This window comes from Pseudomonas sp. 7-41 (assembly GCF_021233075.1).
Taxonomy (GTDB): Bacteria; Pseudomonadota; Gammaproteobacteria; order Pseudomonadales; family Pseudomonadaceae; genus Aquipseudomonas; species Aquipseudomonas veronii.
This window is the reverse complement of the sequence record NZ_CP089551.1, coordinates 1,462,721-1,486,012: the sequence shown is the minus strand read 5'-3', so window position 1 is coordinate 1,486,012 and position 23,292 is coordinate 1,462,721. Positions and strand designations below refer to the sequence as shown.

The window sequence follows — 23,292 nt, the reverse complement described above, 5'->3', positions numbered from 1 at the left end:
ATCGTGAAAGGGTATGGCTGATGTCAACTTATCAACGACTCAACGGGTTATCAGGCAACTTGCAGTCCAGCAGTTCCTGGTCACGGCAACAAGCCCTTGAGCAGATTCAGAACAACGTGATTCAAGCCATGAGCAGCTTGAACCCACAGGAAAAAGCCCGCTACGTCAGGTTGCAACGCGAAGCATTGAGCGCCTTGACCGCTCTGGAACACGCCCAGCAAGCGCTGACCCGCGACTTTAAGACTCAAGGCCTTGCGCAACTGCGGGAAAAAATCGGCGGGCGCGATCCCGAGCAATACACCCTGTTCACCCGCTACAAAGAGAAACGGGAGCAGGGCTTCCCCTGGGACCCGCCGCAGCCGCTCCTTCCGCTCAATACCGTGCCCCTGCCCGCCGCACGCTATCGTCGGGCCCATTACGACTTCCATTACATTGAGCATCTCAAGCACATGTCGCTGTGGGAAGCGGCCTGTCTCAACTACGGTTTCACCCACTCCATTCACGGGGACTCGGGTTTCAGCCTGGTGGAAGCCAGCTATATCGTGGGGCCGGACAACGACAGAAGCCTGGGCGCACTGGCCTTCATCGAAGCCGCCCGCACGCTGGACCTGGGCGCTCAGTTGCGCGACAAAGCCCGTACCGCCATGGCGCCGGGCGGGCCGTTGCGCCCATTGTTCGAGGCGTCGGCCAAGGCCAGCCTGCTGTTCGACGTAATCGAAGCCTACCGCAACCGTGCCACTACCGGCGTCACCCTGGAGATCTACACGCGACTCAACGCCGCCATCGAAGGCACTGGCGCGCAATTGCCGTTCGACACGCTGAACCTGAGCTCCGGTATCACCCCCCTGATCTCCGTGCCCTTCGTCCCCTGGGACAGTTGCATCCCCGTGCCCTTAATGCTGATTCGCGTGGCCAGCCTGGGCGTGTTGTCCTACTTCCCTTTCCGTCCCGGCGGGGCGTTGCAATACCACGACGATGCCCAGGCCGCCGAGTACGCGTTTCGCACACAACTCACTGACAGCCACGCGAAAAAAGACTTGGGCTGGTTCTCCCGGCAATTGCCGTTGATCGGGCTGTCGGTGTTCAGATCACTGATCAACAAAGCGCCGCATCTGAAGGGGTTCAGTTGGTTAGGCGCTTATGTGTACGACGGTTTTCACCTGGCCTTCTCAACAAAGACCCTGGACAACATCCGCTTCAACACCGACATCAAATCCGGGCGCGCAATCACCCTGGTGCAGGCGTGTGCCTATCGCCAGATCCAGCGCTTTCAGTCAGACCTGGACACACTGGCGCAAACCCGCTCGGAAAAAGACTGGCAAGCCCTCAAAGATGCGGCGGCAGCGATTGCCGGCGAAGTGCTGCAGATGCTGCTTACGCCATTGCCCGGCGGCGTCACCGGCATGAACCGGGTCATGCAACTCGCGGTCATGGGCAGCCTGACCTACAGCGCCGCCCAGGGCGTGAATGAGCTGGCCAAGGGCGAAGCCAGCGGATTTGCCTCGGCGCTGGCCGATGTCACCGACCTGGCCGTCAGCGGCAAGCTGATCTCAACCGCCGGAAGGGCCCATCGCCAACGCATGCACGCGTACCTGGAAAAACTCGGCAACCCGTACAAAATCACGCGCGCCGACGGCAGCCATGGGCTCTGGAAAGCCGACGCCCAACCGTATGCCCACGACAACCAGCGCCTGGTCAACGGTATCACGCCCAACGCGTTGGGCATTTACGTGGTCGAGGGTCACCTCTACGCCAAACTGCGCCAGGGCGAGATGGATGTGCTGATCGAAGTCAAATTCGACGACGCGCACAAACGCTACGTACTCACACGCGGTAAAGACGGCTACACCCCAGCGATCATATTCGCCCCAGAGCTCCAGACCTGGACCTTCGATTTGCACAATGCCCATCTCCTGTCCAACCCGGAGTTGCTGCAACGCATGCTGCTCAACGGGGCGTCGACGATCCCGTCGGCCGACCTTGAACACATGCTACGCAGCACCGCCACCACTCGCGATACGCTGGATCGCGTGTGGCGCGCCCAGCCGGCACCGTTGAACCTGATCGAAGGCGCCCGGCGACTGCAGGTCGATCAGGTCATCCAGCAAATCATCGAGCGGTTCCCCCAACCCGGCCAACTGCCGGCGCATGCCGACAGCACGGTCTTCTGCCTGCTGACCCAACTCAACGGCTGGCCGACCGACACCCTGCTGCATATCCACGATGCACAAGGCACGCGGATCGAGACCTACGGCAAAACCGAGCAACCACCCCCACGCCCCCATGCCATCAACCTCAAGCGCCGCGAGGATGGCAGCTACACAGACCTCAGCGACGCGGGCAGCGGCCCCGAGGGCAACGAGCACCTGCTTCAACTGATCATCCGCCAGCAACCACGCGACTCGGCCCTGGGTAAAGAGGACCAACCCAACGCCTCCGAGGACGCGCGCGTCAGCAGCGTACGCCAACAGGTTGGCGCATTGGCAAGCCTTGAGCGCCACGCGCTGTTTTCGGCGCTGTTCGATTACTGGGGCTACGAAAAAGCGGAACTCGCCGCCGCACCGGCGGCAAGACGGTTTCTGCCGGTCAAGGTGTCACCGGCCTTGATTACCGTCACGCCCCTGTTGAAAAAACTGCGCGACCTGAACCCGCCCCTGACCGCCGCCAACCTTGCGCGATTACTCGCCGAGCACCCGCTGACAGCACGCCAGCAAGAGGCGTTTCTGAGCGGTGGCACCCTGCCGGTAGCGTTCGTTGAAACACTCGATCGCCAACGTACCGCGTTGCGCATCGACGCGGTGATCGACAGCCTGTACAACCCCCGCGACTTCAATGCCGACACTGACCTCTGGGCCCGGGAATTTGCCGGCGCGCTGATCCGCGACACCCTCAAGCGTCCCTTCGTGGTCACGGATGTCAGCCAGGGCGAGACCTTCGTGCCCAGCGGTGCGGACGACCTCACCGTCAACCTGCGCTTGCACCCCGGCGGTCGCTACCAGGCCTATGACATCCGCAACGACAGTGAAATCCCCGTCTCACCCGCCCAAGACAGCTTCTACCTGGCCATCGCCTCGGTGCTCCACCCCCACGAACGTCAACAACTGGGCATGAGCAGTGTCACCGACGCCAAGGGCCTGCGCAAAACCCTGGGGGACAACATGAGCGCCCGACGCAACCCCCAAGGTCACGTCAGCCTGGTCAATGGCTCGCTGGTGCCCTACCAACACAACCTAATGCTGTCACCTGGCCTCAAACCCAGGACCGACGGGATCTTCATGATTGAGGGCAACGAATACCTGCCGCTGTTCGGCAGCCTGTTCCGCATCGTCTTCGATAAAACGCTGTTCAAATGGCGGCTCAAGCACCCGAAAAAAATCGGTGTCGACACCCCGCTCCTGGAGCACAACGGCCAGGGCACCTGGCGCCTGGCCAGCGAGAACCCGATGACCTGGGACACCCACCAGCTATTCCACCGCCTGGGGCACGAGGACTACGCGTTTACGCAGGAACGGGCCAGTCAAATCCTCGCCCTGACCGACACCCCGGACCACGTGCTGCGCCAGGTACACCGTGCCACCCACCCGGTGCCGCCGTTGTTGGCCGACACCTGCAAACGCTTCAAGATCGAGCAACAGATTCAACACTTCATCAACGCACTGCGGGTGAACCCCAACACCCAGGAAGCCGAGCCGGCCCTGCAATTGCTGGTGATCTCCGCGTTGCCGGGATGGCCGGACAACCACAGACTGCAGATCGTCGGCACCGGGAACGAGGTGCGCTATCAATACCCGGCCAGTGCGGGCCCGAACGCTGAAACAATCCTCGTGACCGAGCAGGACTACAGGGACGCCCGCCTGCTGAACCAACTCACCGGCTACGACACGCTGATCAATGCCTTGTTGGGCGAATTGCCCAGCTCCGCTGAAGAGCGCTTGTTCAAACTGGTGAAAAAAATCGTCGAGTTCGCCGAGAAAGAAACCAACCATCTGTTCAATTCGCTCTACCAAGAGAGCGAGCACCGCAGCCCCAACGTCGCGCGCGAACGCTTCAAGGCCGCACATGCCGACTTACCCAACAACACCGTCGACAGCATCCTCGACCACGCAACGCCCCGCGAACTCAAGCAACTGCACGAACACGGCAAGGTGAGCCTGCGCCTCGGCGAAACAGCCCGACTGACCGCCCACGAGGTGCGTCTGAACCGCGCCTTCGAGGGCTTGTACCTGGACAACCTGATCAACCCGGACAGCGACCGGATCATCCTGCACCTGCTCAACACCGTGCCCGGCTGGCCCAGCGACCTGCGCATCGAAGTCCGCGACCGACACTTCAGCGGCTCCAGCATCGAAGCCGCCGGCAACCCGGCCGGGACGCGCCAAAAAGTGCTGGTCAAGCAACACCAGGTCTACCACGCCTACGACTCACAAGGAGCGCCTCTCGCCGCGCCCGTCGGCAGCGGCAGCAACCTGCTGTCAGCCATCATCCAGACGTTGACCGACACTGAACGGAGCACGCTGGGAATCACACATGAAGACGACCTCGCGCCACTTCAGGAGCAGATCGCCAAGCTGGCGCTGTCCCAGCGCGTGGCGATAAAAAGCCTGCTGGACCTGCCGCACCTGCAACCCTGGCTGCAACCGCCGATGGGCCTGGATCGCTCATTTCTGGTGTACCCCGTCTGGAACTGGCTGTGGCCATTCGGCGGTAATCGCGCGCCGGACCTGGTGAGCAGGGTCCAGGAACTCTACCCCCGGTTCGACAATGACACCGCCCGCGCCTTCATCCGCTGGCTCAACCTGGATGAGCCGGCCGCCCTGATCGAGCTTGACCGACGCCAGGCCGAATACAGCTTCATGGACATTGAACTGACCCGCTGGAGCGACACCCCTCGTGACACCGACAACGACGAAACCGACCCACTGGGCCTCCATCTGGGCCGTCGTCGCCATATCGCCAACACACTGCGCAGGGCCTGGCGACGGGATGAGCCGCCACAGGTCTACATCGATGGGTTGTTTCATGCTGAGTCATTGACATTGCAACTGGACACCATCGATCTGCCCACGGCGGCCTTTATCAACGGGTTCAGGGGCTTCGAGCACATCGAGCACCTGAGTATCGCCGGGGACAGCTTCCCCGCCTCGGGCCATGCATTCCTCGCGCTCTTCCCAGGCTTACGGGCCCTGCAAATCGACTGCCAGTTGAGCGAGCTACCGACCGCCATCACCCAGATGACGCAACTCACCCGCCTGAACCTGGAAGGCAACGCGCTGGTTTTAACCGAGGAGTCCGCCGCACGCCTCGCCGCCATGGTCAACCTGGAAAACCTCAACCTGGGTTACAACCCCCTGGGGATCACGCTCGACGTCACGCGAATGAGCCAACTCTCGACCTTGGATTTAAGAGCAACCCATACCCAACAATGGCCGATCGGCGCCGCAGATCACGCGAATCTGAACACCCTGTACTTGCAGGAAAACCAGATCTCCAGCATTCCCGAGCGCGTGTTTACCCACCCCAGAGCCATCATCCGAAATCGTTCGACGTTCCTGCATGACAATCCGCTGTCGCCCCAAACCTTGCAGCGCATTAGGCAATACCAAGTCGACATTGGCATGGCCGTAGGGGGCTCCCTCCCCGGCATCGCCCACACGCCGCCCGCCGAACGCGGCATTTTGCCTTGGCTGGTCCACCTGAAACCCTTTAAACACGACAGCGCCAGAGAACTGTGGAACGGTCTGTCAAGCCATGAAGGCGCCCGTCCCGATGATGTCTTCAGAGTGTTGGCGGACTTGACCAAGTCTCTGGAGTACACCATCGCTGGAAATGCACGTAAAAAACTGACATTCCGGGTCTGGAACCTGCTCGATGGCCTGAGCAACTCCACCGAGCTGCGCGAAAAAGTGTTCCTCAACACCCATGCGGCGGGCACCTGTGGCGACGGCGCCATACTGCTGTTCAACAACATGGAGCTCATGCACCGAGTGCATCAGACCCTCGCTCGATACGACGAAAACCGCATCGACCGCGAACTGCTCGGCCTGGCCAAACAAGTGTATTACCTGGAGCAGCTCGACCAGTTCGCCGACGATCACATCAGCCGCTTGACCGCGCAAGGGCGTTCGCCGGACCCCGCCGAAATCACCCTGTTCTATCGGGTGATGTTGCGCGAGGAATTCAACCTGCCGGTCCAGGCGGACCAAATGTTGTATTCAGTGGAGGGGTACGGCGTGGTCGACAACGATGTCCAACAGGCGCGTCAAATGCTGCGCGGGTTGAAGGATTCCCCTGGGCTGGTGAACGCATACAAAACCTGCGACTTCTGGCTCGACTACCTGGAACGACGCTTTCCCGCGCCCTTCTTGACGATCAAGGAAGTGACCCGCTACAAGATCGGGCTCTTGCAAAAGGAGCTGCCGGACAAACACTCCGATGAACACCTCGACCGCCTGCAAGCGCTGATCGACACGCAGACCGTCGAGCGCAACCGCCTCATCGGCCAGTTGACGGACGCCGCCCTTCACGCGTTGCCGCGCGATTGAGCGCATCAAGGCGGCCTGTGCGCCACAGGCCGCCTTGAGCAAGCGTTACGCCGAGCGCGCGACGCCTTGGGCAATCTGGGTCGGTTGCAATTTGAACGTGTAGAACAGCACCGTCAGCAGCACCAGGAATACCGGGCCGACATACAGCGCGACGCGGGTGTCCGGGAAGTACGCCATCAGGCCCACCACCAGCACCAGGAACGCCAATGCCAGGTAGGAACTGACCGGGTACAGCCACATGCGGTACTTGAGGCCCGCCTGTTCCGCCGGGCTCAGGCTCTTACGGAACTTGAGCTGCGCCAGCAGGATCATCACCCAGGTCCAGATCGCGCCGAAGGTGGCAATCGAGGTGACCCAGACGAAGACTTTCTCCGGCACCAGGTAGTTGAGCAGCACGCCCAGCAGCAACGCAGCGATCGACAGCAGCAACGCATTGCGCGGTACGCCGTTGCGCGAGGTGGTGCCGAAGGTCGCGGGGGCCTGGCCGTTCTGCGCCAGGCTGTAGAGCATGCGCCCGGTGCTGAAGATGCCGCCGTTGCAGGACGACAATGCAGCGGTGATCACCACGAAGTTGATGATGCCGGCGGCGGTCTTGATGCCCAGACGCTCGAAGGTCATCACGAACGGGCTGCCCTGGGTGCCGATTTCATTCCACGGGTAGATCGACAGAATCACGAACAACGCGCCGACGTAGAACAACAGAATGCGCCAGAACACCGAGCCGATGGCATTCGGGATGGTCTTCTGCGGGTTCTTCGCTTCACCGGCGGTGAGGCCGATCATTTCCACGCCCAGGTAGGCGAACATCACCATTTGCAGGGACATCAACACACCCTGCACACCGTTGGGCATGAAGCCGCCGTGGGCCCACAGGTTGGAAATCCCCAGCGCCACGCCGTCATTGCCGAAACCGAACGCGATGATGCCGACGCCACCGATGACCATGGCGATGATGGTGACGATCTTGATCAGGGCGAACCAGAACTCGAACTCACCGAACGCCTTGACCGCGATCAGGTTGATCGTGCCCATGCTGATCAAGGCCGCCAGGGCCCAGATCCAGCGCGGCACATCGGGGAACCAGACGCCCATGTACACGGCCACGGCGGTGATTTCCGCGACGCAGGTCACCAGCCACAGGAACCAGTAGTTCCAACCAGTGAGAAAGCCCGCCAACGGGCCGAGGTAATCCTGGGCATAGCGACTGAACGAGCCGGCGACAGGGTTGTGGACCGCCATTTCGCCAAGCGCGCGCATGATCACCAGGATCGCCAGGCCGCCAATGATGTAAGAGAGCATGATCGCCGGGCCGGCCATTTCAATGGCCTTGGCCGAGCCAAGGAACAGGCCGACACCGATGCAGGCGCCGAGGGCCATCAGGCGAATATGCCGTTCGCCCAGTTCACGTTTCAGCGGGCCGCCCTGAGCGGTCTCGCCATGAGGCAGGTGGTTGCCAACTGGCATAGGGGTACAACCTCGTCTTGTTATTGGATTAAGCCACCGAGTACTCGACGTCGCAGCAGGTCCGCCAGGACGCCTCACACCGGGTTCGCCTCATGGGCCAACCCGTCTGGCCAGGGCCAGTTCAGCGGGGGTGCAGTATAAAAAGCTCAACCCAGGGTTTTTCACTTAATAAACGGCAAGATTCAGCGAGAACTCGCGGTAAAAGCGGCTTTTGTGGAGGGGCATTACCTGGATAGCGTAAGGATTTTCTCCGTTTGACGCGCGCCGAGTATTGCACAGCTTTGGTGCAGCGTCATGCCCCTACCTAGGCCGTATATACCCAGCAGAAGGCTCTGTTTCAATACTTTCAGCCCATCAGGCGGACAACGCGGAAGCCGGCCACGGCCGAACGGGAAGCATCGCCATACCCGCCGCCGGGCCGCCCCTTCACCATGGGGTGCTTCGATTGCCAGGACGGCAATCCCAGCGAAAGGATCTCCCCATGCCGACCACCCTCGACGTACTCCAGCAAGGCCGGGCACGACGCCTGGCCGCCGATGGCCAATTGATCAGCGCGTTGTTCAATCACCTGACAAACGGCGACTCCACCACAGTGATCGTGCCCGAGCACTCCACCCTGGGCTGCTGGCTGCAGGTGTACCGCCGCGCACTCAGCCGCCCACACCTGCGGGCCTGGGCCACGCGCCTGCCGGTGGACCTGGCCGGCCTGGACGTGCCGCTCGAAACCGCGCCGCTCGAACTGCCGGCGCAATCGGTGCTGAATTTCTATGGCTATCCCTACCCAGAGCATCGCGGCGAGCGCAGGGTGATCTCCCAGGCGCTCGATCAATCGAACAGTTTCGCCGAGCCCAAGGCGGGGCTGGATGACGGGTTGAAGCGGTTGAATCAAGACCGGCAACAGATCGCCGACCAACTGCAAGCCCTGCTCGACGACGACGATTTCAGCCTGTTTTCCTGCTACAGGAGCTATTTCAAACTCGACTCCGGTTCGTTCTGGGCCACCGCCCAGCAAACCGGCGCCGCGTTACTCGACGCCATCACCCGCAACCCGTCGTTCCTGGCGCTGGAAGCGGTCGACGGCCTGCAACCCGGCACGTATATGTTCGATCCCGCCACACGCCGGCTCAGCGGCAAAAAAGCCTGGGGCGGGCTGGTGGATATCGGCATCGAACAACTGCTGGCGCTGCCCCTGGACGGCCAGCTCGAACACCTGGTCGAAGTCGCCGAGCAGTTGGGGAGCTTTGTCCACCAGAGCGGCCAGTTCAGCCTCGCCCAACTGCTCAATTGCCATGATCTGCCGGTGCCCGACACACCCGCCGAAGCCCGCGTGCTGATCGACACGCTGCGCCAGTCGACGGCGTTGACCACGCTGCCGGTCAGCGACCTGGCCAACGCCGATCTCGCCCTGATGCAGCACCAGCAGTGGCTGGCCCAGGACCATGACCGCGACGTCATGGCCGAGTGCTTGAAAGGCCTGATCCAAGCCCCGCCCAACGACCACGTGATCGACACGGCCAGCGTGACGTTGCACCCCGCACCGGACTCCGGCGCGCCGCACCATCCCGCCGTTGTCCCGCACCCCATCTGCGGCCCCTTCACCCTCCAGCAACTGCTGCAACAGCATGATCTTGCCCCACCGACCAGCGTCGACGAAGCCCAGGACACCCTGCAAACCCTGGAGATGAACCTGCCCCGCCGCCCCGAGTTCGACGACTATCATGGGCTGTTGAGCGCCACGACTCACTCGCCGGTACGACTGCTCAGCGAACAGCGCCACAGCGTTCTCGCCACCGCCAATCACGGCCTGCCCGATGGCCACCCACGCCTGCTTGACCGCTTGTGCGGCACACTGCTGGGCGACCTGAGTGCTGACGCGATCCGCGCCCAGGCCGACCACTTGCTCAAACAACTGCTGCGGCGCGGACCGGCGCGGCAGTTGGGCCAACAACTGGTGACGGCGCTGCACTGGTACGGCCAGCACCCGGACGAAGCCGCCAGCCAGACCAGCCTCGACCTGTTGGTGTTGAGCGCCCTGATCCTCGACCTCGACCCTGGAGCCGGCGAAGCAGGCGCTCCCATCGCCGGTTTCGAGCTGAGCGCCCACGCGGGCAAGCCCCATGGCGAAGTGCGCCAAGACCTGGAACTGCATTTGGTGCGGACCTGCAAGGTCTCCACCCGCGCTGCGCCCCTCGCCGCCCACCTGTTGCTGGCCGGCGCCGCGCCGGAGTTTCTGGTGCGCGGGCTGCCTGCGACGATGCGCTTTCGCAGCTCGATCGCCTGGATGAGTTTCAAGCAAGGGGTCTTGATCGCGCAGGCCATGGCGCCCGGCTCACCGCGCCAACTGAGCTACCACGACATGCTCGCCCTGGCATCCATGCCCGCCACGACCGGCCAGCAACAACAGTGGCGCGAATACCTCGCCACCCGCACCCTGCTCGACTGGGCCATCACCGTGGGCGAACTGCCCGAACGCGACAACACCGCCTACCTCGCGCATGAAATCGACGCGCTGAAGCTGCGCCTCAGCCAACGCCTGCACGCCTTGAAGGCAGCCCTGATCACCTTTGCCGACGCGCCACCGACCCGCCGCAGCATTGCCCTGGCCGACCTGAAAAACCTATTCCCCAACCAGACGCTGCTGGACAAAGCCTGCCTGTGGCGCCCCGTCCCGCCGCTCGCCGGCGGCAGCCTGCGCTTCCCGATGCACCATCACGAGCGCCGGAACTACAGCCTGCACAGTCTGGTGGAGTTGCACATGGATGGCCAACTGGGCGACAGCCGCTGGCAGTCCACCGAGCCCCAACTGGACCTGGCACAACTACGCCCATCGTTCGGGCGCCTGGGCAACATCCATCAACGCTTCGACAGCGCGTTCGCGGCCTACATCGAACGCCTGAAGCAGGCCTACAGCAGCCTGATCGAAGACCTGCTGGCGCAACTGCCGCTGGCCGACCGACACCACCTGCAACAGGCCGACTTGCAGCTGTTGGTGCTGAAAAAAGAACCCGGCAAAGACCTCGCCCTGCTGAGCCCGGAGGAAGCGTTGGCGCGCAGCGCCCGAATGGGCGTGATCCTGCGCGGTACATCGCCCAGCGCGGTGCAGGAATACGAGCTGTTCCCGCTGTTGAACCGCGTCGACAAACGCCGCGGCGCACCGCTGGCATTTCGCGAGGGCGGCACGCTGATGTCGGTGGCCACCGGCACTCCCCACGCCACCCGCCCGGTCACCCAACTGCTGATGGGCGATGAACTGCCGCTGGACTGGGACGCCTATGCCAACGGGCGCCCGCCACGGCCGGGGGTGCGCGCCAAGGTGATTGTGCAGACGCTGTGGTCATTCAGCCCGCCCCCCGCCCAGCCGCCGACGACGGCGGCGTTGACCTACGGTTCGACGCTCAACCGCGCCATTGCCCAAGCCATCGTGCGCGAGCACTTCTTCCTCGAAGTCGACGCCTTGCACCTGCAAGCCCGGGGGACCACGCAGCGCGAACAGATGCAACAACGCTGGGATCGATTGTGGACACGCCTCAAAGCCCTCGTGCCGTTCTGGTCCTGCGCCGAGGACCTCGGTTCCGGCGACACCCGCCGTGTCATCGACGGCGGCTACGCCTGCTTTATCGACCTGTTGGCGCTGCTGTTCCCCACCCAGCGCTTTCTCACGGCGTCCCTGGCGGTGTTGAAAAAAACCGCGCCGTTGCCGATCAAACTGCTGCAATTGGCCCGTTTGAGCGGCGCCTTTCTCAACACCGCGCTGAACCCGCTGGACGGCCTTCCGGGCCTGTTCAGGCTGGCTCGCAGCGGGGTGATCCGGCTGAGCGGCGGCGCGCGGAAAATCCTCCACACGGCCATCGAACAGGTTCAACGTCGCACCGCCGACCGGTTCCTGCTCGACTACCCCCGGCTGCTCGCCGGCGCCAACCTCGGCAGCGGCACGCTGCTGCGCGGCAGCGACCTGCTGCGGATCAATGCGCTGCTGCACAAAAACCACTGGTACCCGTGCCACCCGTTCACCGGCAAACCCTATGGGCCGCCGAGCCACACCTTTCGTCTGGACAGCGCCCTTGGCGTGGCGCCGATGCAGAACGCCCGCGGGCAGCAGGTGCTGGTCAGCGAACGGCTGTTCGCCACCCAGCCGCTGCTGATTGCGCGTCGCGACGCCACTGACCTGCTCGACGGCGACAACCTGTTCCGCCTGGAGCACCAGGCGCCGACCCACCTGGACGACCTGGCCTCGCCCGCCTACTTCAAGGCCGCCGAAGGCTTCGACAGCCTGTGCGGTGCGGCGCGCAGCAAACGCAGCCCGATCCCACTGATCTGCTTCACCAAAAAACTCACCGCGTTCAACGCCTCGATCCAGCAACGCCGCGCCCAGGCCATCGAGCACCTGCGCCTGATCCCCGCCCCCGCCGTCGGCCCTGACCCGCGCAAGCTGGTCCACAACCGCCGGCTGTACGAAGCGATGCCCCAAGGCACCAGCTTTGAACTGACGCCAGTGGCCAGGACCGCGCCGCTGACCTACAAGCCCCAGCTCACCGGTCGGCTCATCGCCAACGAAGCGCAATTCGGCCTGCCCAACAATCAGTTGGACAATCAACTCAACCGCGACACCCGCGTGGTCGAGCTGACCGGGCTGACAGTGGGCACCGATGACAGCCGAACCCTGCGCGCCATGGCGATCGAACTGACCCCGGCGGGAGGCACGCGGATTATCGTGGAGGCCGACGCCGGGGTCTTTTACGAAGGCATCGCCATCGCCCCCGCTCCGGCGATGCTGTTCAACCGCCTGGACTTCAACCTGGGCGGTGAACCCGAACAGCTGATCCGCGCATTCAGCCAGCGCAAGCTCGACTACTTGAGCGCCGCCGGGTTTGTGCATAACCGCCCGTTGGTCACACTGCCCACCCTGGAGGTACTGAGCCAACAACTGGCCAGGCGCGGCTTCGGTGCGGCCAAACTCAAGCGCCTGCTCGAGCAGTCACGCGGCCTGCGGGTCATCAAGCAGCGCGAGTTGTTGCTCAACGCCAGCGATCAGGGGCAGCGCCTGGGCATGAGCGTGGCCGTCACACCCTTGAAACTCGACACCTGGCCGCCCTACCTCGCCCAGCCTGGCCAGACCCTCAATCAGTACCTGGCCAGCAAGGCCCAGGCCAGCACCGTGGCGCTGGTCAAAAGCACCGGGATCGGCTCGGCCAACATCGTGGGCACGGGGGTCGACGAGCTGGAACGGCTGGCCATCGCCGAACCGCTGGTGATGTGGCAGTACAGCCGGGCGGGCCAGCCCAACTACACCGAAGTGATCCTCAAGACCGGCGCAGGCAATTGCGACCAGATGGCCCACGTGGCGAGCGAACTGATCAGGTTCAACGGCGGCGCCGCGCGCGTCTGGGGCACCAGCCCGCCCGCCCACGCGTTTGTGGTGGTGGGGAACCCGCCGGCGACGCTGGGCTCGACCCTGGACTTCAGCGAAGCGGGCTGGGTCGGCCTGTGGATATGCGACCCCTGGGCAGCCATCGTCTGCCCGGCAAGCGACTATGTGCGTCAACTCAACGTCAAAATGCACATGTGGTACCTGGAAGACATTTCGGTGTTTTTCAACGATCGCGGCACCTACCGCTGGGGCCAGGCCAACGACCGCAACTGGCTGGCGCTGCTGCGCAACGGCGTGAAACGCCCGCAGCCGTGAGCCGACACATTTCGTCACCAACGACTAAGCTTCACCCAAGTCCGATCAATCTGCGTAAATGGATGAATCGACTATGGGCGCTTTATGGCAAACCGATTCGAAACAGGCTGCGCTGCCGACCGACAGCCCGGATCAACCGCCATTGCCACACAGCGCCCGCCGGCGATCCGGGTGGTGGCGCCTGGTGTGGCTGGTGCTGTTGCTCGCGCTGCTGGCATTGGGCTGGGCCGCCAGCGTGGAAATGCACACCTCGCGCCTGCAGGCCCGCTACCTGAGCCCGTTGGCCGCCACCCTCAGTTATCGCCTGGAGCCCGGCGCCAGCGATGCCATCGTGTACCCCGGCGACGGCCCGTTCGACCGGCGCCTGGGCTACAGCGCGCTGAATGAATTCCTACCGCGCCTGCTCAAGCGCAATTACCTGATCCAGGCCCAGACACGCTTCTCCCCGGCCTTGCTGGGCTATGCCGAGCACGGGCTGTTCGTGCCCTACGCGGAAAAAGTCCAGGCCGGCCTGAGCATCACCGATTGCCGCGCCGCGCCGCTGTATGCCTTCACCTACCCGCAACAGCTCTACGCCAGCTTTGCCGAGGTTCCGCCGTTGGTGGTGCAGAGCCTGCTGTTCATTGAGGACCGCGACCTGCTGGACCCCACGCAACCGCTGGCCAACCCGGCGGTGGACTGGCCGCGCTTTGCCAAGGCGGCCTGGTCGCAAGTAGCCAAACTCCTGCATCTGCCGGGGCAGACCGCCGGCGGCAGCACCCTGGCCACACAGCTCGAGAAATATCGCCATTCGCCCGACGGCTTGACCTTGTCCGGCGGCGAGAAAATCCGCCAGATGATGTCCGCCAGCGTGCGGGCCTACCAGGCCGGGCCGGACACCTCGGGCAGTCGGCGCAATATCGTGCGCGACTATCTCAACAGCGTGCCGTTGTCCGCCGTGCCGGGCCACGGCGAAGTGCATGGCCTGGCCGAAGGCCTGCGGGTGTGGTACGGCGCCGACTTCAATCAGGTCAACCAGGCGCTGAGCGACAGCGCACAAGACCCGGCGAGCCTGGCCAGACGCGGCCTGGCCCTGCGCCAGGTGCTGTCGCTGATGATTGCCCAACGCCGGCCCTCGCACTACCTGACCAAAGGTCGCGAAGAGCTGGCGCAATTGACCGACAGCCATATCCGCCTGCTCGCGCAGAACCAGGTGATCCCCGCCACCTTGTCCGCCGCCGCCCTCGCCAGCCACGTGACCTACCGCGACTGGCAGCAGCAACCGACCCTCCAGCCGGTAGAAACCAACAAAGCCATCAACGTCGCCCGCAGCCGTCTCGCCAGCCTGCTCAACCGCTCGCTGTATGACCTCGACCGCCTCGACCTGTCGGCCACCAGCACCTTGCATTACGCGCTGCAAACCCAGGCCACCGACTACCTCAAGCACCTGGCCGACCCGGCGTTCGCCGCGCAGATGGGCCTGCTCGGCCCGCGCCTGCTGACGCCGCAAAGCACACCGCAGGTGCGCTACAGCTTCACCCTCTACGAACTGACACCCGACGGCGCACGCGTGCGGGTGCAGACCGACAACACCGACCAGCCGTTCGATATCAACGAAGGCAGCAAACTCGAACTGGGCTCCACCGCCAAGCTGCGGGTGCTGACCACCTACCTGCAGATCGTCACCGAGCTGCATGCACGCTACCAGGCGCGCACGCCCGCCGAGCTGAAAAGCGTCGAGCTGCCCGAGCAGGATGTGCTCTCGCGCTGGGCGCTGAATTACCTGATCCAGCACAGCGACCGCGACCTGGCGAAAATGCTCGACGCCGCCCTCGACCGCACCTACTCGGCCAGCCCCGGCGAGGCGTTTTTCACCGGCGGCGGCCTGCACCGCTTCCATAACTTTCGCAACGAAGACAACGGCCGCAACCCGACCTTGCGCGATGCCCTGCGCGAGTCGATCAACCTGCCGTTCATTCGCCTGATGCGCGACCTGGTGCGCTACACCACCTATTCGGGCGAAGACAACAGCGCACGGCTGCTCAAGGACGACAACGACCCGCGCCGCCAGGAATACCTGGCCAAGTTCGCCGACCACGAAGGCACCGCGTTCCTGCTCAAGTTCTGGAAAAAATACCGCCACAAAGACACCCAGGCCCGGCTCGACACCTTCATGGACAGCCTCCACCCCACCGCGATCCGCCTGGCCGCCGTCCACCGCTATTTGCTGCCCCAGGCCAGCCAGGCGAGTTTCAACACCTTCGTGCGCTCGCACCTGAAAAACCTCAAAACCCCCGACACGCTCAGCGACGAGCGCCTCGAACGGCTCTACCAGAGTTACGGCCCCGGCGCCTACGACCTGCCGGACCAGGGCTATATCGCCAAGGTGCATCCGCTGGACCTGTGGCTACTGGGCTACCTGCTCAACCACCCTGAGGCGAGCTTCGACGAAATCGTCAAAGCCAGTGAATTCGAACGCCAGGAGGTCTACAGCTGGCTGTTCAAGAGCCGTCACCAGAGTGCGCGTGACAGCCGGATCCGCACCATGCTGGAGATCGAAGCGTTCCTCGATATCCACCAGCGCTGGCAGGCCGTGGGCTACCCGTTCGACCATCTGGTGCCGTCGCTGGCCACCGCCATCGGCAGTTCCGGCGACCGCCCCGCCGCCCTTGCGGAACTGATGGGCATCATCCTCAACGACGGCGTGCGCTTGCCGGTGCTGCGTATCGACAGCCTGCAATTCGCCAGCGGCACGCCCTATGAAACCCGCGTGGTCAACGACCCGAACCGCGGCAAACGGGTGCTGCCCAGCGAAGTCGCCACGGCGTTGCGCGGCGCGCTGTCGCAAGTGGTCGACGCCGGCACCGCCAAGCGGGTGGCCGGCAGCTTCAAACTGACGGACGGCACGGCGCTGGCGATGGGCGGCAAAACCGGCACCGGCGATAACCGCATCGAGGCCATGGGGCCCGGCGGGCGCATGCTCAGTTCGAAATCGATCAACCGCACGGCGACCTTCGTGTTCTACATCGGCGCGCATCACTTCGGCACCCTCACCGCGTTTGTGCCGGGGGCGTCGGCGCAGCACTTCACCTTCACCTCGGCCTTGCCGGTGCAGGTGCTCAAGGGCATGGCGCCGATGCTCAACCCGCTGCTGCAACCGGGCGACCCGACGCTGTGCCTGGCCCGCCAACCCTGACGCCCGGCTGCACTACCTATCTGCCACCGCGGCGCGACGCCGCCACACACACTCATGGATCACCCTTTACAGGACTTGATCCATGCCCGCTCTACCGTCACTCGACAGCGCCTTCAACGGCGCCCACTACGCGCACATCCGCAACGCCCTGCCGGCCTGGCTCACCCAGGCCACGCCCGCACGCCTCGGCGCATTGAAAACCGCGCGCCTCAACAGCCTGACCGCACCGGCCCCGCTCAAGGCCGCCATTGCCGAACATTGGCAGCGGCAAAACCGCCTGGACCAACGGCTCGCCGCGTTGAACGACGTGTACGCCTTCGCCGAACCGCTGCTCAAACACGCCCTGCGCGACTATGGCGCGGTGGATGTGCGCAACACCTACCTGCGCCTCTATGTCGAAGCCAGCCTGGCCTGGTGGAAGATCAACATCAGCGGCGCACAGACCAGCAAGACCGTGTCATTGCTCGATGCGGCGCTGGGCAACTTCGCCGCCAGCGACGACTTTCTCGACTTCGCCTTCCTCGGCCCGAGCGATGCGCGCGGCCAGCGCGATGTGCTGTCGATCACCCACCGCACCAGCGGCGCCCGCCTCACGGCGCAGGGATTCAAAGCTATTTGCCGCCAGCTGGATCTCGGCGCGCAGTATCAACTCAAGCTCAGCCAGGCGCTCGGCTTCAATAACCCGCCACTGGCCCGCACGGTTCACGACGAGGTGGTCGCACGCCACAAAGCCGCGCTGAACAGCGCCGCCCACCTGGCCCTGGCCAAGGGCGACCTCGAGCCCGAGACGCACGGTTCGATGCTTGACCTGCTGAACGACCGGCCGAGCCCGCTCCAGGCCTACACCCTCAGCGTGATGAACGTCGCGCTGGTGGGCATCGTGCTGTTTATCGCCGCGCCAGGCCCTCGGGTGATCGCTTATGTCGCCGAAGACCCCGAACACCCGCTCAAGGCATACCCGTCGCCCCTGGCGTTCATGGCCGAACTGACCCGTCAGTTGCGCGACAAGGCGCGCTACCAGGTGTTCTTCAGCCAGTTCGTGCCCCATGCCGAGCGCGGGGCTTTTTTTGCCGGGCTCAATGCGCGCCTCAGCCACATCCAATGGCACCAAAAAGCCCGCACCGACAGCGGACCGAGCTGGAAGGACACGCCGATCAGCGACCCCAACCTGCACTTCAGCGTGCAACGCTGGCAGGACGATTATCGCCAACGCCCGCCGACACCCCACGCGGACACCCTGTGGAGCTACCTGTATCGCGTGCAACTGAACAAAATCGTCAACGATGCGCGGACTATCGCCGTGTCCAGCACCGACGTCGAACGCCACGCCCGCTGGGCCTGGTGGGACAACCTGGAGCAGATGCTCGCCGACCTCCTCAATGCCGCGTTGCTGGTGCTGACGCCCTTCGTACCGGTGCTCGGCGAACTGATGCTGGTCTACAGCGCCTACCAGATCATGGACGAGGTGTGCGAAGGCGTCGTCGACTGGAGCGAAGGCCGGCGCACCGAAGCCTGGGAACATGTGGCGGGGGTGGCCGACAGCGTGATCCAGTTCGCCCTGTTTGCCGCGGGCGGCCACATCGGTCAGCTGGCGCGGCTCAAGCTCTCGCCCTTCATCGAAGGCCTGGTCCCGGTGCAGCGGGCCGACGGCAGCCGGCGCTTGTGGAACCCGGACATCAGCGCGTTCGCCCGGAAAACCCCGATCCCCGCCGATTCGATACCGTCGCCCGCGGGCCTGCATCAGCATGACGGCAAAACCCTGCTGGCCCTGGGCGACCATCACCTGGAGGTGCAATACGACCCGCTCGGCGACGCGCACCGCGTGGTCCACCCCGAACGCCCGGACGCCTACCGCCCGCGCCTGCAATTGAACGGCGACGGCGCGGCGACCCACGAGGGCGAACGCCCGCGCACCTGGGAGCGTGCGCAGTTGCTGCGACGTCTCGGGCATCGGGTGCAACCGTTCAGTGACACGCAGCTGGAACAGCTAAGGGTCGCCAGCGCCACCGAAGACGGCGCCCTACGCCGCATGTACGAGTACAACGAAACACTGCCGCCGTTGCTCGATGCCGGCCTCAAACGGCTCGAAGCGGCCGACTCCATCCAGGCGGCCAGCGAAAAAATCCGCGCCGGGCAGGCTTTGAGCGCCGACCCGAGTTCGGACTGGTTCGAGCAGATGGTCACCGAACTCGACGGTTGGCCCCGGAACAAAGCGCTGCAAGTGTTCCTCAAGCCCGACCTGAGCGGCAGCTCGCACCGCTATGGCGCTGCGCAAGCCAGCGCCGCCGACACCTTGCGCATCAGCCTCGGCGAAGTGCTGTCCGGGCACTTGCCGGAACGGGTGCTGGGCTTTCTCGATGAAGCGGCAATCACCCGCCTGCTGGGCGCCGAGGTGCCGAAGTCGCAGCGGGTACACGCGTTACGCGAGCAACTGGCCGACTACGTATTGAGCCAGAGCCGCGACATCGCCCCGGCGGTCTACCGCGCCCGTGAAGAGAGCGACGACCCCGGCATTATCAGCCTGCGCCACGACCATCCCGACCTCGACCTGAGCCTGGCCCGCCGCCTGCTCGACACCGCCCGCCCCGCCGAACGCCAGGCCCTGGCCGCGCACCGGCGCGGGCCGTTGCGCCTGCGCAACCTGGCCGACGAGCTGCACGTGGCCGCCGAGGCGGCACGCGCCTACGAAGGCTTCTATCCACCGGCGTCGCCCAGCCCGGCCACGGAAACCCTGGTGCTCAAGACCCTGCAATTGCACGCCGACGTGCTCAGCGACCTGCACCTTGAAATCCGCAACGGCGCCGTCACCGGCCCCCTGCGCAGCCAGGCCGGCCCGGACACTGCCACCACTCGCCGGGTGTTGGTCCACAACAGCCTCGGTTATGCGGTCTATGACGGCGCCGGCCAACCGTTGCACCGCCCGGCCAATCTGTACGAAGCCGTGTTGTCGAGCCTGCCCGCCGCGTCGCACAGCGGGCTGGGTTACCGCCCCGGCGAAGGTGCAGACCTGCGGCGCTGGCTGATGACCGCCCTGGAACCCTTGGCCGAGCGCCGCACGCTCCTTGCTGAGCCGGCGACTCACCGGGTGATGGAGCGGCACACCCAACAGTTGCTCGGCGGCCCGCTGCTCAGCCGCTGCCGCGCCGCGCCTGCCGATCACCCGGCGACGTTTGCCAGGGAGGTCTTGCAACGCTTGTTTCCGAGCCTCAGCGAGCAACGGCTGAGCCGCTTCATCGAGGCGATCCCCACCGACCAACTGGGCACCACTCTGAACGACCTGACCCTGGAGAAACAAACCCTGCACAGCCAATTGCAGACCTGGAAACAATCGCCCACCCATCACCCCAAAGGCAGCGTCCAGGAGCGTCAACAACTGGCCAGCCGCAAACGCCTGGCGCTGCTCCTCGAACAGACCTGGGCCGACCGCTACGCCGAATACACCGACGATTGGGGCCGCACCCAACACGGCGCGCGCGTGGACCTGAACGGCATGCCGCTACCCGAATCGCTGCCCGCGCTGACCGTCAACTTTGAACATGTGACGTTCCTGGACCTGAGCCAGAGCAGCGTCGGGCAAACCCATTGCGGCTTGCTCAAGCACTTCCCGGCGCTGCACTCCCTGGACCTGAGCGACAACCACCTGACCAGCCTGCCGGTCGAGCTTGGCGCGATGCGTTTGCTGCGCAACCTCAACCTCGCGAGCAACCGCATGGCCCTGTTCCCCGAAGACGTGACGCGCCTGCGCAACCTGCGCCGCCTGCAAGTCCTGATCCTCAGCCACAACCCGCTCAGCCTCGCGCCGGACATCACGCGCATGCCCAACCTGCGCCGCCTCGACCTCAGCCACACACAGATCGGCCAATGGCCCCGCGGCCTGTTTGCCCACCCCAGGAACGATGCGTTCGACCTGAACCTGAGCGGCAACCCGATCCGCGCCCTGCCCACCCTGACGCCGGAACCCACGGCTGCGCGCACCGTGGCGCGCACCCGCCTGGACCGCAACACGCTGAACGACGATCAGCGCACTCTGTACGAACGCTACCGCAGCGAGGCCGGGCTGGACCCGTATCGCACCTATGAGCCCCAGGGCAGCAGCGATCCCTGGCTGGAAGGCGTCGACGCCAACACCCGGCTTGTCCGCGAGCAGCTGTGGGACGCCGTCGAAGACGAACACGGCTCCCAGGGCTTTTTCGAAGTCATCAAGCTGCTTGAGCCGCCCGAGTTTTTCGAGAACCCCCAGGACCAGCAGCGCTACGCCCGCAACCAAGCGGAGCTGACGCAACGGGTGTGGCGCTTGATCAACGCCACCCACGCCGACAGCGCCCTGCGCGAGCGCTTGTTCAAGCTGTCGAGCTTCCCCGGTTTGTGCGGCGACGGCGGCGCGCAGATTTTCAATGAGATGGGGATCGAGGTCATGGCCAGCGAAGCCCGGCGCTTTTCCGCGTCACTGGCTGAACTCGAAGGCCGGCTGGTGACCCTGGCCAAGGGCGCGGCGCGCCTCAAGCACCTGAACCTGGTGGCCCAGGCGGACGTCGCCCGGCGCCTGCGGCCCATCGACGCCGGTGGCGAAGGCCAGCGCCTGCGCTCCGAGCTGGTGGACGGCGAGGCCGGCGAGGTAGACGAAGTGGATATCCACCTGGCCTACCAGACCGCCCTGGCCAACAGGCTGGATTTGCCCTGGCTGTCGGACCACATGCTCTACCGCGACACCGCCAATGTCAGCCCGGACCGCATCCAGCAGGCGTACACCACGGTAAGGGAAATGGGCCAGGGCGACGGCCTGGTCAACCAGATCCTCCTTGAGCCGTATTGGGAGACCTTCCTGCAGGAAACCTACGACAACCGCTATCAACAGAATCTCACCGAGTACACGCACAAGTTCTACCGCCTGGACGACCTGCAAACCCTGCAGGCGCAATGGCGCGAAGAACGGGAGCCGCAGCAAAAAGCCCAGCTCGCCGAGCAGCTCAAGGCCCTGGCGGACGAACTGGACACGGCCGAAAACCTCGTGCTCAGCGACACGCCGATCAGCGACGCGCTCTACAACCGCCTGCTCAACGACCTGGGCTACAAGGAGAAAGACTGGATGCGCGGCCTGACCCGCACAGCCCTGAAAAACGCCGCTCAACAGCGTAACCGGGCGCCGTTGTCCGACACGTGAGGGCACTGCAGGCGCGCATGCCCGCGCCTGCAACCCCCGCGGGTTACACCTCCGAATCCCAGATCACTGTGACGTTCCCTTCATAGGTGCCGGACTCACCGGGCTGCAACATCGTCTCCACATCGTCGCGCGCCACTTCGAAATGCAGGGTGCCAGGCTTGCGGTCGACGAACATCGTCGACAGCAACAGGTGCGTGCCGCTGCCGTCCAGCCGCAGCGGACGGCGCTGGACCGGCTGGCCCTCGGGGTCGACGATGCCGTGGGGCATGGTCACGCCGACCTGCAACGGCACCGAGCGCCCCGACCTGGCGTCACGGATCCGGCAGGTGTTGTCTGCCGCCTCGACGTACTGGCATTCCATGCCGATCCTGAAGCGCGCGGTGGAATAGAAGTTGAAGGTCTGGTCCCTGAACAGCCGCGTCGGTTTGCGCCCCTGGCTCAACCAGCCTTGCCAGCCACCCTGGGGCAGCAACTCGACGCGCTCACCGCCCGGCGGGATCTCGACCTTGAGGATGTGATCGACCGAAAGAATGAAATTGAGGGTGATCTGCTCATCGTTGGGTAACATCACGTTGCCCAGGTCGAAGTCCTTGTGCGGCCCGACGCTGTACGTCACCTGCCCGCGGTAGGTCCCGGCCCTCATCCCCAGGGGATCGGGCGTGACCAATTCGTAGGTGAAACCGAGGCCATCGAACCAAAATGTCTCGGCGGGGATATGGCTGGCGGCTCTTTGCGCACACCCCCTGACACCTTCCGGCAAAAACCAGGTGAACGCGAAAAGCCATTGGTTGCCGACACTCACCCCGCTGGATTGACACGGTGGCGGTGGATAATCGTGTTCCCAACGCACAGTGGGGTCCTGCCGCAGCCACCGGAACACCATGCCAATGCCACTGATCCGGAACTGAAGGGTTTCGGCCTCTCCCGTTTCGTCATGCACGACGGTGATGTTTCTGCGTTCGGTCGGCGCATGAAACAACAGATGATTGCGATCGTCCCCGCCCGGCACGATCGGCGCGCTCATCCGAAAATCGATCGGAAGACCGATGCTGTAGCGCGTCTCGTTGCAGTACTGCGGCGCCCAGGTGCAATAGCTGTTACCCGGCGGCGTGTGGTTTTTGAACACGTTGCGCGCCGGCTGGCTGGGGTCCGGCCGGAACGAGGCCAGGATGTCCACGGTGGCCGCCGTTACGTCGGAGGGCAGCCCCACCAGCAGCCCGGCCAACCACAGCCCCAACACCTTGTTTTTGATTTGCATGGGTTCACT

Annotated in this window: 6 protein-coding genes; 4 read left to right on the top strand and 2 right to left on the bottom strand. The window is 64.4% G+C overall.

The features are described from left to right. Positions 1 to 20: 20 nt before the first annotated feature. On the top strand, positions 21 to 6,542 hold the full coding sequence (locus LQ249_RS06550; RefSeq protein WP_232566276.1) for an NEL-type E3 ubiquitin ligase domain-containing protein: 6,522 nt from the start codon (positions 21 to 23) through the stop codon (positions 6,540 to 6,542). Between the two features lie 45 nt (positions 6,543 to 6,587). Here the strand turns inward: LQ249_RS06550 and LQ249_RS06545 are convergent, their stop codons facing one another. Then, positions 6,588 to 8,006 carry an amino acid permease gene (locus LQ249_RS06545; protein ID WP_232566275.1) on the bottom strand — a complete coding sequence of 473 codons (1,419 nt, stop codon included), beginning with the start codon at positions 8,004 to 8,006 and terminating at the stop codon, positions 6,588 to 6,590. 481 nt (positions 8,007 to 8,487) lie between these two features. Between LQ249_RS06545 and LQ249_RS06540 the strand changes: the two genes are divergently transcribed. From LQ249_RS06540 to LQ249_RS06530, 3 genes are all read left to right on the top strand, one after another. Then, a complete protein-coding gene (locus tag LQ249_RS06540) occupies positions 8,488 to 13,689 on the top strand; it encodes a hypothetical protein (protein WP_232566274.1) in 5,202 nt (1,733 codons plus the stop codon). Between the two features lie 73 nt (positions 13,690 to 13,762). After that, a complete protein-coding gene (locus LQ249_RS06535; RefSeq protein ID WP_232566273.1) occupies positions 13,763 to 16,864 on the top strand; it encodes a transglycosylase domain-containing protein in 3,102 nt (1,033 codons plus the stop codon). Between the two features lie 82 nt (positions 16,865 to 16,946). Continuing rightward, complete coding sequence (locus LQ249_RS06530) at positions 16,947 to 22,025, top strand: NEL-type E3 ubiquitin ligase domain-containing protein (protein WP_232566272.1); 5,079 nt, start codon at positions 16,947 to 16,949, stop codon at positions 22,023 to 22,025. Between the two features lie 43 nt (positions 22,026 to 22,068). Here LQ249_RS06530 and LQ249_RS06525 read toward each other — a convergent pair whose 3' ends face one another. Continuing rightward, positions 22,069 to 23,283 carry a hypothetical protein gene (locus LQ249_RS06525; RefSeq protein ID WP_232566271.1) on the bottom strand — a complete coding sequence of 405 codons (1,215 nt, stop codon included), beginning with the start codon at positions 23,281 to 23,283 and terminating at the stop codon, positions 22,069 to 22,071. Between the last annotated feature and the right edge of the window lie 9 nt (positions 23,284 to 23,292).